This is a genomic window from Capnocytophaga sp. oral taxon 332 str. F0381 (assembly GCF_000318275.2).
Lineage (GTDB): Bacteria > Bacteroidota > Bacteroidia > Flavobacteriales > Flavobacteriaceae > Capnocytophaga > Capnocytophaga bilenii.
This window is the reverse complement of the sequence record NZ_KB291287.1, coordinates 1-11,184: the sequence shown is the minus strand read 5'-3', so window position 1 is coordinate 11,184 and position 11,184 is coordinate 1. Positions and strand designations below refer to the sequence as shown.

15 protein-coding genes are annotated in these 11,184 nt (G+C 32.3%); 14 read left to right on the top strand and 1 reads right to left on the bottom strand.

Features of this window, described 5'->3' with window-relative positions; all coding sequences use genetic code 11:
- Positions 1-337: 337 nt before the first annotated feature.
- From HMPREF9075_RS12555 to HMPREF9075_RS04210, 10 genes are all read left to right on the top strand, one after another.
- On the top strand, positions 338-1,795 hold the full coding sequence (locus HMPREF9075_RS12555; RefSeq protein WP_009415278.1) for a C1 family peptidase: 1,458 nt from the start codon (positions 338-340) through the stop codon (positions 1,793-1,795).
- A gap of 426 nt (positions 1,796-2,221) precedes the next feature.
- Entirely contained in the window at positions 2,222-2,398 is a 177-nt protein-coding gene (locus HMPREF9075_RS13140; RefSeq protein ID WP_009415277.1) for a hypothetical protein, read from the top strand.
- A gap of 141 nt (positions 2,399-2,539) precedes the next feature.
- On the top strand, positions 2,540-2,764 hold the full coding sequence (locus tag HMPREF9075_RS04245) for a hypothetical protein (RefSeq protein ID WP_009415276.1): 225 nt from the start codon (positions 2,540-2,542) through the stop codon (positions 2,762-2,764).
- The gene (locus HMPREF9075_RS04240) at positions 2,761-3,033 is read left to right on the top strand and encodes a hypothetical protein (protein WP_009415275.1); all 273 of its coding nucleotides are present in this window, start codon (positions 2,761-2,763) and stop codon (positions 3,031-3,033) included. The genes HMPREF9075_RS04245 and HMPREF9075_RS04240 overlap by 4 nt, the downstream gene beginning before the upstream one ends.
- 34 nt (positions 3,034-3,067) lie before the next feature.
- Complete coding sequence (locus HMPREF9075_RS04235) at positions 3,068-3,469, top strand: hypothetical protein (protein ID WP_009415274.1); 402 nt, start codon at positions 3,068-3,070, stop codon at positions 3,467-3,469.
- 12 nt (positions 3,470-3,481) lie between these two features.
- Entirely contained in the window at positions 3,482-4,270 is a 789-nt protein-coding gene (locus tag HMPREF9075_RS04230; RefSeq protein ID WP_009415273.1) for a hypothetical protein, read from the top strand.
- Between the two features lie 27 nt (positions 4,271-4,297).
- On the top strand, positions 4,298-4,660 hold the full coding sequence (locus HMPREF9075_RS04225) for a hypothetical protein (RefSeq protein WP_009415272.1): 363 nt from the start codon (positions 4,298-4,300) through the stop codon (positions 4,658-4,660).
- Between the two features lie 225 nt (positions 4,661-4,885).
- Complete coding sequence (locus HMPREF9075_RS04220; protein ID WP_232305056.1) at positions 4,886-5,167, top strand: hypothetical protein; 282 nt, start codon at positions 4,886-4,888, stop codon at positions 5,165-5,167.
- 16 nt (positions 5,168-5,183) lie between these two features.
- Positions 5,184-6,596 carry a 26S protease regulatory subunit gene (locus HMPREF9075_RS04215; RefSeq protein ID WP_009415270.1) on the top strand — a complete coding sequence of 471 codons (1,413 nt, stop codon included), beginning with the start codon at positions 5,184-5,186 and terminating at the stop codon, positions 6,594-6,596.
- Positions 6,593-6,907: a hypothetical protein gene (locus HMPREF9075_RS04210; RefSeq protein ID WP_009415269.1), complete on the top strand. Its 315-nt coding sequence runs from the start codon at positions 6,593-6,595 to the stop codon at positions 6,905-6,907. Before HMPREF9075_RS04215 ends, HMPREF9075_RS04210 begins: the two co-directional genes overlap by 4 nt.
- A gap of 445 nt (positions 6,908-7,352) precedes the next feature.
- Here the strand turns inward: HMPREF9075_RS04210 and HMPREF9075_RS04200 are convergent, their stop codons facing one another.
- Entirely contained in the window at positions 7,353-8,156 is an 804-nt protein-coding gene (locus HMPREF9075_RS04200) for a hypothetical protein (RefSeq protein ID WP_062079402.1), read from the bottom strand.
- 491 nt (positions 8,157-8,647) lie between these two features.
- On the opposite strand from HMPREF9075_RS04200, the gene crcB reads away from it, so the two are divergent.
- The 4 genes from crcB (at position 8,648) to HMPREF9075_RS04180 (ending at position 11,074) form a co-directional block, all read left to right on the top strand.
- Positions 8,648-9,025: a fluoride efflux transporter CrcB gene (gene crcB, locus HMPREF9075_RS04195; RefSeq protein ID WP_009415266.1), complete on the top strand. Its 378-nt coding sequence runs from the start codon at positions 8,648-8,650 to the stop codon at positions 9,023-9,025.
- 275 nt (positions 9,026-9,300) lie between these two features.
- Positions 9,301-9,711, top strand: coding sequence for a hypothetical protein (locus tag HMPREF9075_RS04190; protein WP_009415265.1), 411 nt, complete (start codon positions 9,301-9,303; stop codon positions 9,709-9,711).
- A 205-nt stretch (positions 9,712-9,916) separates the two neighbouring features.
- Positions 9,917-10,234 (top strand): hypothetical protein, encoded by a 318-nt coding sequence (locus HMPREF9075_RS04185; RefSeq protein WP_009415264.1) that lies wholly within the window; start codon positions 9,917-9,919, stop codon positions 10,232-10,234.
- Between the two features lie 315 nt (positions 10,235-10,549).
- Positions 10,550-11,074: a hypothetical protein gene (locus HMPREF9075_RS04180; protein WP_009415263.1), complete on the top strand. Its 525-nt coding sequence runs from the start codon at positions 10,550-10,552 to the stop codon at positions 11,072-11,074.
- Positions 11,075-11,184: the final 110 nt, after the last annotated feature.

Here is an 11,184-nt window from a genome sequence, read left to right as displayed (position 1 = left end):
AGATAACTGTAAACCTTTTTTAGGACGTGACAGATCTTCTTAATTCTAAACTATGATAAGCAGCCAGTAACACTGGATGAAATAGCGGTTATAAACGAAGAAATAACCAAGGTGATCGGTAATCAACTGGAATACTCTTTTGTGATAGGGCAAGATTTTTCACAACAGGATAACTTGTCGGTGACATTTTTAGTGTCTTGTGATATGTAGCTAATTTCGGTAAGAATAATAGCTTTTATTTAACTGTCAAGAGGTGAAAAATAACATTTCCATGTTTAATTTTTTATTAACTTTGTAGTGTAAAAAAAATAAATTTGTAAAAGCAAAACTTTTATATATGAAAAGATTTCTACTTTTAGTTCTTATGAGTATAGGGGTGTTTCTCTCTTGTCAGAAGCAAGATAAGCCTGAGGACACGCCCGTAGTCCCTGAATCGCTACAATATCCGATGGGACTGATAACCAATAGCAAGGCAAATGCTTCCTACCCTGAACATCTTTTTGAAAGAGGGAACCAATTGCCTTTCTCTCTTGCGCTAAATTTCCCACAGGATGTAAGTGCGATGCCTTATTATAGGCAGTTAAACATGGGCAGTGCTCCTGCCTTTGCCTGTTCAGCGGTACTTTCTTACGCTATCAATTTTAATAAGCGAGGAATGTCTTTCTCTGATGCTGATTTTTTCTTTTCTCCCAGCTATCTCTTTAACCAGACGCGATTGGATCCTAAGGACTGCCTCAAGGGAGGGGCTACCATAGGGCACACACTTGCACTAGTAGAAAGCAAAGGAGTACCTCCTATTTCCCTCTTTCCTTATAATACAGAAAGTGGTTGTAACACCCAGCCCTCTAAGGCTCACTATACAATGGCGGCACGTAGCAAGATACGTTCTTTTGCTACCATCAAGCTGGATTATTATAGCTTTAGAGCAGCTATTAATGAAGATATGCCTATCATTATAGGGGCTAATATACCCGCTACCTTTATGAGCCTTTTCAAGCAGGCAGGGGAGTATATCTATACCGTGCGTGATTATACGGAAGATCATAAGATATTGGGTAGGCATGCCATGGTCGTAGTGGGCTATAACGCTACTAAAGGAGAAAACGGAGTGATAAAAGTGTTAAATAGTTGGGGTATAGGTGGTTACAAAGGTACAGGTTATATAGAGATAGATGCAGCTCTTATAGGAAGCATGATAGATGAGGCCTTTATCATAGATGGGCTTTATGATAAATATGCTCCTTTTGACGAAGCACCTAAGCCAGATCCTAATCCTATACCTGATCCCAAGCCAGCGCCTGATCCAGCTCCAGATCCTGCGCCAACGCCTGATCCCACACCTGACCCAACGCCTCAGCCCGATTCCAAACCTGACCCAGAACCCGATCCTGAACCACAGCAAACTTATTCCGTAAATGTAGAATGGGTACCTTATCTTTCGGCAGAAACCTGTAGAATAGGTCAAGAAACGGTCATAGGTAAAATCACAGGTGCTGCAACAACTATACAAGTGGATAACGGGGGGAATCTCCGTATAACTCTCAGAGTACGTAAAACAGATGGAGGAACATTCTCACGAGGCGGAAGGTTCTTTGTCAAATATGATAATTTCTGCAACAAGGCTATAGATGAAGAAGGAAAGCCTTATCAGTCAGGGATATATGAAATTACAGAGACAATTACCCTAAGTAGTACAGAGATAGACGCCCAAGGGAAGGTTATATACCTACTTACTAGAGCACAAGGCGGTACTAATGAAAGGAACTATTGTGCTATTAGAATTACACCTAACTAGTTAATATAAAGATAAATAAAGCAAAGAGACTGTTCGAAAAATCATGTTTTTAAGGGGAGAGTAGTCTCACATACTCTGCTATCACGGATCTAGCCCTATAACAAAACAAAAATAACGGATTGTTAATAAAACAGAATCTATAAATACTCAATATAGATAAATTTTGTATTTTGAAAAGTAGTATTTTAAGATTTTTGGATAGTCTCTTCTTAGTTTTTTATAAGGGTTAAAAAAATATTTGGTAAAAAAGTTGTGGGATTAAAGAAAAAGACGTATATTTGCAGTGACTTTTTATATTTATCAAATCTAAGTGAGGGTTTAATTTTGTAAAAGGGTAATCTATGAAGTGTTTTTCGAGACTATCAGTTTTTTTATTAGGACTGTTTTTTATAGTGTCTTCTGTTAGTTCAACAAAATTAGTAACTAATGGATGATTATATCAGAAATAAAAAATTACCTAATGTCTCTATTCTGATGAGCTCTAGTAACAATGAGTTCTCTTATGTTGATATGGTTAATAATATGGGATTTTTTGCTAAAGCAATACTAGATGGTAAAGGATATGCTGATGCAGGGGATGTAAATCATATCATTTCACTTTGAGAGTTGGTGGATTATATAAAGAAAGTACTACCACAACGAACTCGTAACTGTCAATACTGCCGTGAACAGCAAACACCACAGATATTGAATGAAGGGAAAAGTTTTAATACAAGATTGTCTAATTATTAAATACTAAAAAATATGTTTACAGTACAAGTAATAGAAAGTAGTACAGGAAAGCCTGCTTACTACAAGAGAGTAGGAGTCGTCTTTAGTGGATTCTTTAGAGGAATGACTCAAGACAAATACACCGACAAGGATGGTGAAGTTCATTTTACAGAAGATAATGGGGAGGGTTCTATCTATGTGCAGGGTAAGAAAGCCTATGAAGGTAGAATAGAAGGAAGAAAAGTGATTTATATATGAGAGAATTTAAAGGATATTTCATTCCTAAGAATAAGTGGCCTTTTTGGGATAAACTCATTATTAATGGAGGAATGCTCCTCTACCAGCGCTATAAAATAATAGGAATAGAGGAAAAGCGTATACCTATAAATGCTATTAACTCTGTAACTCTTAATAAAGGGATTCTCTTTTGTACAATAATCATTAGTTCAATGGGGGAACGAATTGTTGCAGAAGGATTTACCAATAAAGATGGGAAGGAAATATCTATATTGTTAGGTTTTAATTAAAAATTTATTGTAATATTAATATAAAAACAATCTTATGGAATTAGTGTTAAATTTTTCAGCGCCACAGGAGTTAAATAATTTGAAAGAGGCTGGCTCACTTGAAAAGTATACTTGGATTTATGGGGTAAACTCTTCAGATGAGTTAAAATTAGATCTAGATACTTGGATTATTTCAAGTAAAGAACAAGAAAAATCAGCTCATATCACACAATGGAAAGTAAATCAGCAGGAGCATTCTATGATTTTGGAAGAAGATAGCAATGAGAGCTATCAAGAAATAGATTTATCATTTGCAGTGGCAATGTTAGGGCAGTTGGTAAGCCGAGAGGATTTGATTCGCTATTTAAAACAACTCAAAAAAGAATTTGCAAAGAGTAAAGAAGATTTTGAAAAAGAAGAAAATGGAGAAAAAAAAGAGACAGAAGTTAATAGTTAAATACAAAATAAAATGAAAGAAAAACAAATAGAAAGAACAATTCAAAAAGCAGTAGCAGTAGAAGTTCAATTTTTAGATAATACATTTCATAGGCTGCTCATAGCCTTAGAGAGATTGGAAACTTTTTTATCTATAGAAGAAGGAACTAAGATAGAGAAGTATACAGCTATGAAAACAGATCGTGATCAGCACAATGATATAGAGGTAATTCCCACAAAAGATAGTTATTATGGGGAGATGCAGCTTCAGATCATAGCGCTCTCAAAACAAGGACGTTTCAAGGATGCTCCTGATTATGTAGATAGTTCGGCAAAGTATTTCCTAAATGATATTTTGGAGTGGTATAGTCTTCGTGAAACGTTTCAACCAAATGATATAGAACGTTTTGCGACTCCTGTTTTAGCTTCTTTAACAGATAAGACACTAGAGTCAACAGAGCTTTCTGAGTTGATATACAAGTATGTAAGAGACTTGAATAACGATATACATAGCTTGCCAGATGAAGAAAAGCGCAAAGCAGTAGAAGAAGGCTGGTTAGCTTATGTAAAAGCAATGGAGCGTGTAAACGAAGAACTACAAAAATTTGAAACAGAAGATATAGAAGTAGACCTTACCTCTCATACTAGAGGGGAAGCTAAAAAAGGTTATGAACATCTTTTAAAATCATTTGAGTTACTATATCCTGAGGATAGAACCCCTATTTTGTTGCTCCAAAAAGCAGTGCAGCAATTGCTGCCCAACCTTATTAAAGAGAATACAGAAGAAATCAAAGAGGGCATAGAAGAAAAAATAAAGGAATAAAATATTAACAATTAAAAACAAGAAAAAATGAGTTTACAAAGTTTTGAAGCCAATGGTTATATTTACTTTGAGTTACATATAGCTTGTCCAGTTTGTAGAGAAAGAGGAATTACAACTCCACAGACAGGTTGGGTACATGCAAATGATAATTGTGGTGGTATCATTTATGTTGGGGAGAATGCCTATTATTGTTGTGTAAAATGTAGGCATACAGCACATGTGAAGGAATGGAAATACAAATGTCCTTCTCATTCTACCTCAGATGATGAATATATAGGAGTCGGTTCTAGTGCTGTAATAGCAGAAGTAATATCTTGTGCAGGACAGATGGTTTCTGAAGTTGGACAAAAATGGTTAATTAAGTTTTTGGAAAACTTGGGAGATTGGTAAAATTTTGAGTGTAATATACAAAAGTATTGCTTAAAAACAACTATATTACAGTTTTCTTAGAGCTTTTAGAAAAATGAATATAAAAAGCAATACTTTTGTCTATAGTGTTTAAAATTGTGAAAAATAATAAAATAATACAGAATGAGTTTACAAAGTTTTGAAAAGGATGGTTATACTTATTTTGAGTTATATGTAACTTGTCCAGTTTGTAAAGAAAGAGGAATTATGACACCTCAAACACAATGGCTACATAAAGATAATGATTGTGGAGGTACTATCTATATAGGAGACAATGCTTGTTACTATTGTGATAAATGTGAACATACAGGAAAATTGAAGTCTGTAAAAATGGAATGTCCTACTCACTCTACTTCAGATGGTTACTATATATCTCTTGATAGTAGTACTCTCAGTATAGCAGAAGTAATATCTTGTGTAGGACAGATGGTTTCTGAAGTTGGACAAAAGTGGTTAATTAAGTTTTTGGAAAACTTAGAAGACTGGTAATATAGAAAATAATGATATGAAAGTAAAATTAGTACAACTCCCCAATGGGAGCGAAAGATTTAAAGGAACAACACAAGGAGTATTCATTTCTAATATAAATTATGAAATATTAGCCAAAAATTTAGAACTGCCTTCTAATGATGTGCTTTATGCAAAACTGGAATGTAAGGAACTCTTGAGTAGGTTCGTAATATATGCTCAAATAGATAGATTAGCAAACGATTTAGAGGGTGATGATGAGAATATTTATTTGCATAAAGATTTTCTAGGAAAAAATTTTTTGGATAATGAGAAATTATCAGTAGAAATCACTCCTTTTAAGATAGAACAGCTTCCTTATGCAGAGAAAGTAGTGATACAGTTACCTGAAAAAGAAGTAGAACTATGGTCAGAAGAAGAAATAAAGCATGCATTGTCAGTTTTACCTCACAAAAATAAGTTTGTGGAGTTAGGAAAACAAGTAAACCTTTCGCCTAGGACTAAGAGTAAAGTAAATGGAATAGTAGAAAAAATATCGCCAGAAAGAGAATCCTTGTTTGAAAATCTCTATAGGGTAGACTCTTCTACAGAATTTATTCTAAAAGGGCTTCCTGAAAAGAGACAAAAAGTATTGGAATTTCAAAAGATAGGTGGTTTGAACGAAACACTTGTACGCCTAAGAGAAATTATACAATTACCTTTGAACTATCCTTCTCTTTTTGAAAAGTTTGATATGAAACCCTATAGGGGATTGTTGTTATATGGGCCTCCTGGAAATGGTAAAACATTAATAGCAAAGGAATTGGCTAAATCGTTGGGAGGAAAATTCTTTCAGATAGAAGGCGCTGAGCTGATGTCAAAATATGTTAGTGTAGGGGAAAAAGAACTGCGCAAAGTTTTTGAAGATGCAGAAATGACGGGTAATGCGGTTATTTTTATTGATGAGTTGGATGCTATAGCAATAGACAGGTCTGATACTAGTGAAGGATATGAAGTAAGATATGTAACTACGCTATTGACTTTAATGGACGGAATGAAGGATAAGAAAAGTAATATTTTGGTTATTGGAGCAACCAACCGCTTGGGAGCTATAGATAAGGCATTGCGGAGACCAGGGCGGTTTGATTTAGAGTTTGAAATACCACTACCTAATGCCCAAAAAAGATATGAAATATTTAAGTTGTACTGCAAGTTATCAAATGAATGTATAGAAGAAGGCATAACTGAGGAATATTTAAAAGAACTTTGCAAGAATGCGGAAGGTTTCTCAGGAGCAGATATGGCAGGTGTTTATAGAGAGGCTTCTATGAATGCAATCAGGGATAACCTGATCGTAGAGCCCAATGGTAAAACAGCTATTAAAAAGGTAGTGAGTGAAATCAAAATAAAGAAAGAGCACTTAGAAAGTGCATTTAATAAATTTAGTTCATATAGTAATAGACAAAAATGAGTTATAAAATAGATTTGTATATAGCTTGTCCTATATGTGTGTCAAGTGGAAGAAATACAATAAGGCAATATTGGACTCATCATGGAGCATGTGGAGGTATCTTGTGCATTGATGAGAATGCCATCATAGAATGTAGAAAATGTCATAAAAAAGCACATATAAAGGATATGAGATTTATATGCCCTGATGATCTGCATCACTTTGGAAAAGCTAGTTCAGCAGGGCTTTCAGAGGCATTGTCTTGTTCTGCTCAAATGGTAAATGCCAGTGTTATGTCATGGTTCATTAGTGTTATCAAACATCTTGATTAAAGGGATACATTATGGGAAGTGCAATGTTTCCAGGTGAAGGAGAAGGGCCAAGCCAAACGGTTAAAGTAGTATATTGGATTATTACTGTGATATGTGCTATTATATGGATACCTGAATATGGATGGTTTTGGGGGATTATAAGAGCTATTTTTTGGTATGTTATTTTTATATATCATCTAATTATGAAAATATTTTAATTGTTAAGTGTTATTTATAGTGTGAATTGATAGAGGATAAAAATACATATCGTTGGAATAGAGGAGGATAACTGTACGTTACGCATAGGATAAAACAATCTTTTCGTAAGACTTGTTGTTTTTCCAAGAAGTTAGTGAATCATCTAAAGGACTTTGCTTTAGCTTTCTTTTATATCAATTACAGATACATCTAAAACTATATCATACTTTTTAAAACACTACCCATTTCTTTATAAAAAATGTATTTTTCATTTATCTTTTTCTATACAATTAGTATAATATAACCTTGAAAACTCAATCCTTTCATTTGTGTAATTATAACAATCAGTAGTATCAATACAATATATAGATTTTTGGTCTCTATAAATCAGTTGTTCTGATGATACCCTTACCCATTTGCCTTCTACATACGATAAGTTTATACATTTGGCGTTTAAATCATCATTATCTATAGAAACTATTTTTAAATACTGAGTATCATAACCTCTACAAAGGTTCATTTCAGAAAAAACTTTATGATGACTACTAAAGTCACCTGCTCTTAATATAGGATAGGCTATGTCAGCTATATTATATATTAACTCTGTTATTTTCTTATAATCTTCATTTTCATAAATATAAACCTTATAAAGAAAATAAGTTTTTTCATCAAATAATGTGTCAGCATATTTCCATGCTTTTCTCCAATTTTCTCTGTTTTCGCCACCTCCAAAAATAGAATCTTGTACCATAACCTCTCTTGTTACTAACAATTTTTCTTTTTCACTATCACCTCTTACATCTAACAAATAATAAACAGAATCTCGCTGGTAATCAATAAGAGGGTAATCTCGTTTTTCTTCTTTGTTTTGAACTTGTTGGTTACCACAACTTAACAAAATCAATGTGATAATGATAAAAAACATTTTATTCACTTTTAGCGTAACTCTTTTTATATCATCTTTATCAGTATCTTCATTTATGTTATTACGTTTCCACCACCAACCTGCAGCATCAACAGCATAAGCTGAATAACCTGTATTGGTTTTTTCTACGATAAAAATGTATTTCATATTTATTATTTTTAACACCACAAAACTAAAATATTTTTTACTTATACACAAGTTTTTTGTAACTTTTACAAGAAATGTGTTTAAACTTTTTTGAGGAACTTGAACGCAAGACATATATAGTTTTCTTTTTTACTTTCCTACACTTAAAAAGAGAATAATCCAATTATTTATTGTATCTTTTGCCCAAAGTTCCTGAATTTTGGTGTTCTTTTTTTTCAAACACAAAATTACTAATTTTCGGGAACTTTTTATTTTATTGTAGGAAAAGTTTAAACAGCTTCTATATCATAATCATTGGGTAGTTATTCCTGCTTTAAGAATTAGTATTGAAGAAAATAACTCGAAAAAAATATGTTTTTATAATAAATATTTAGCTCCTTTTTGGGAAAATATACACCGTCCCATTACAAGTTGGCAGCTAGGGGGAATATTTCAGATGTAATGTTAAAATCTCAACGAATGAGCAATTTATGACAATATAACACTAAAAAATGACAAAAGAGATACTAATAGTAGGAGTTGGTAGCTTTGCAGGAGGTGCCTTGCGCTATATACTCTCGGTAGGGCTTAGCAAGTTAGGACGCTTATGGGCTTTCCCCATAGGTATTATGCTAATAAATATACTGGGCTGTTTTTTGATAGGGGTATTGTATGGCTACTTCAAAAGCAAAGCCACTACAGACCCTGTATTGCCTTTGCTACTGATGACGGGTGTTTTAGGGGGCTTTACTACTTTCTCTACCTTCTCGTTTGAGACTGTACAGCTATTGCAACAAAACGAATGGCTAAAAGCGGCGCTTTACGTAGTAGGGAGTGTAGGAGTAGGGGTAGCGGCGTGTTATTTGGGAATGAGACAGTTTGGGAATTAGGGAATTAGAAAATTTGAGAATTAGCAAATTGGGGAATTAGAGAATTAGCAAATTGGGGAATTAGAGAATTAGAAAATTAGCAAATTTGAGGGGTAGATACGTAGTATAGGGATAAAAGTTTTTGAAAAAAGGATTACCTAATGGTCATATTCCTTATACAAAAAGAATTACAAAAGACAGTAAGTAAAAGATGAACCTTTTTGTCCATTATACCATAAATGACAATAATTCAGAAAAGGATACATTGGGAGTAATCATAGAAAAAAGAAAAAAGGATGAAATACCAAATAAAATTAAGTATTTTTATTAGTTTTCTACTTATAAATTGTAGTGTTAAAAAAACTGAGTTTGAAATTATCTGTACAAAAAAAGTAAGTAAAGAGTATTCTTATAATCCTTTGGGTTTTATAGAAAATAGCTACGGAAAGTTAAATATAAAAACCATTTCTCACTACGATAAGGAAGGAAAGTTAAAAGAAGTTTTTTGGAATAGACCTAATGGTTTTTTGAAATATACATTGTCAGAACTAAAAAATGATGTAGCCTTATTAAATAGCTTTGATATTGATACTATATATTCCGATAAAAAATATATCAGTTATATAAAAGAGAAAAAGAATGATACTATATTTTATTTATCTAATGATGAAGTAATTATAGAGATAAAGAAGAAAGGATTGGATTAGTAAACTATTAAATAACAATGCGTTACCTCCTAAAAAGGTTTACCCCCAAGCGACTCTTAAAGTAAGTACACTTTTGGAGAAGGCGTTGCCTAAAATTGTGGAAAGTAAAACGGAGTTTGATATTAGGGAGTTTGTGTGAGGGGGAGTAAAAGGAAGGCAGAATTACAGGTGAAGAAATTAGAGAGGCATTAAAAAATACAAGTTTATGATTATTATTTTTTTGATTTTTTTTCTTATTTGCTATTTAATAAGTTTTCTTATTGTAAAAAGATTTATCAAAAAAAATAAATGGCAATGGTTTTTTATTATTGGGTGGATAGTAACCTTATTAGGGTTTATCATAAATGTATTTTTACATCACGACTTTGGAATGGATGGGTTTGCAAATATTAGTGATTTAAAAATAGCATTGGTGTTCTCTATTTATGAAACTATGTTAGAACCACTCCACCACATTTTATTTTTAGTTGCAGTAATTTGGTTTATTGTAGAATGGTATAAAAAGAAAAAAATATTCAAATAGATTAAAATATGAAGTTAAATGTGTTTAAACTTTTTTATTAAACACAAAATTACTAATCTTTTGGAACTTTTATTTTATTGTAAGGAAAAGTTTAAACAGCTTCTACACCAAGATATGAAGATAATATGTATTTGTTTAATAATACTGATGTAGAAAGAGAATGTAATATGTTAGGAGATATCGATTTATTAGAAGAATTTGATTTGGAAATATAATGTTTGGTAATATTGGGGTACGAGTTGTAAGCTCGCACCAGCGGGGGGAGATATCTATTATGGTACAACTATTTGGAAGTTAAAGAGATAAAAAAAAACTATGAAAAGAATAATATTTTTTCTTTTATTACTAATATTTATATCTTGCTCTAAAAATATAAATATAAAAAAAGTAGGTAATAATTTTTTTGAGAATGATTTATATATAGACAGTCAAGGTTGTCAATATATAAAGATAACGGAAATTTATAAGCAAGTAAAAGATAATCTTTTTGAAGATAAACAAGGAAATTTGTATATACAAGGCACTAATAATATAATTTTTTACTATTCTCGTCCAATATATATATCAGAACTTTATGTTATGAACTCTGATAAATTAATAAAAATAAAGGACATTGTAGATAGAGATACGTATGAAAAATTAGCTGATACAGGTTTTTCAAAAGATAAGCAATTCTTATACCTATTAAAAGAGTGGTCAGACAGATGGGAATTACATATTATTAGCAAAGAGCCCAATAAATATAAACTTGTTTGGAGAAATTGCAGATATTATCTTTATTCTGATGGTAGATATTATTTGAATCAAGACGTTTTTACAGAAGAAGAGCTGAAAGAATAATATACCTCTCATTGATAAAACTATTCGATAAACGTGTTTAAACTTTTTTGAGGAACTTACAAGCTTCAGTAACAAAAATTGCATAAAACAATGAAAAAAAGAATATTGAT

What these genes read in the sequence shown, in the direction of transcription:
- HMPREF9075_RS12555 (WP_009415278.1), top strand. Translation starts at nt 338, where the DNA reads ATGAAAAGATTTCTACTTTTAGTTCTTATGAGTATAGGGGTGTTTCTC.
- HMPREF9075_RS13140 (WP_009415277.1), top strand. Translation starts at nt 2,222, where the DNA reads ATGGATGATTATATCAGAAATAAAAAATTACCTAATGTCTCTATTCTG.
- HMPREF9075_RS04245 (WP_009415276.1), top strand. Translation starts at nt 2,540, where the DNA reads ATGTTTACAGTACAAGTAATAGAAAGTAGTACAGGAAAGCCTGCTTAC.
- HMPREF9075_RS04240 (WP_009415275.1), top strand. Translation starts at nt 2,761, where the DNA reads ATGAGAGAATTTAAAGGATATTTCATTCCTAAGAATAAGTGGCCTTTT.
- HMPREF9075_RS04235 (WP_009415274.1), top strand. Translation starts at nt 3,068, where the DNA reads ATGGAATTAGTGTTAAATTTTTCAGCGCCACAGGAGTTAAATAATTTG.
- HMPREF9075_RS04230 (WP_009415273.1), top strand. Translation starts at nt 3,482, where the DNA reads ATGAAAGAAAAACAAATAGAAAGAACAATTCAAAAAGCAGTAGCAGTA.
- HMPREF9075_RS04225 (WP_009415272.1), top strand. Translation starts at nt 4,298, where the DNA reads ATGAGTTTACAAAGTTTTGAAGCCAATGGTTATATTTACTTTGAGTTA.
- HMPREF9075_RS04220 (WP_232305056.1), top strand. Translation starts at nt 4,886, where the DNA reads ATGACACCTCAAACACAATGGCTACATAAAGATAATGATTGTGGAGGT.
- HMPREF9075_RS04215 (WP_009415270.1), top strand. Translation starts at nt 5,184, where the DNA reads ATGAAAGTAAAATTAGTACAACTCCCCAATGGGAGCGAAAGATTTAAA.
- HMPREF9075_RS04210 (WP_009415269.1), top strand. Translation starts at nt 6,593, where the DNA reads ATGAGTTATAAAATAGATTTGTATATAGCTTGTCCTATATGTGTGTCA.
- HMPREF9075_RS04200 (WP_062079402.1), bottom strand. Translation starts at nt 8,156, where the DNA reads ATGAAATACATTTTTATCGTAGAAAAAACCAATACAGGTTATTCAGCT.
- crcB (WP_009415266.1), top strand. Translation starts at nt 8,648, where the DNA reads ATGACAAAAGAGATACTAATAGTAGGAGTTGGTAGCTTTGCAGGAGGT.
- HMPREF9075_RS04190 (WP_009415265.1), top strand. Translation starts at nt 9,301, where the DNA reads ATGAAATACCAAATAAAATTAAGTATTTTTATTAGTTTTCTACTTATA.
- HMPREF9075_RS04185 (WP_009415264.1), top strand. Translation starts at nt 9,917, where the DNA reads ATGATTATTATTTTTTTGATTTTTTTTCTTATTTGCTATTTAATAAGT.
- HMPREF9075_RS04180 (WP_009415263.1), top strand. Translation starts at nt 10,550, where the DNA reads ATGAAAAGAATAATATTTTTTCTTTTATTACTAATATTTATATCTTGC.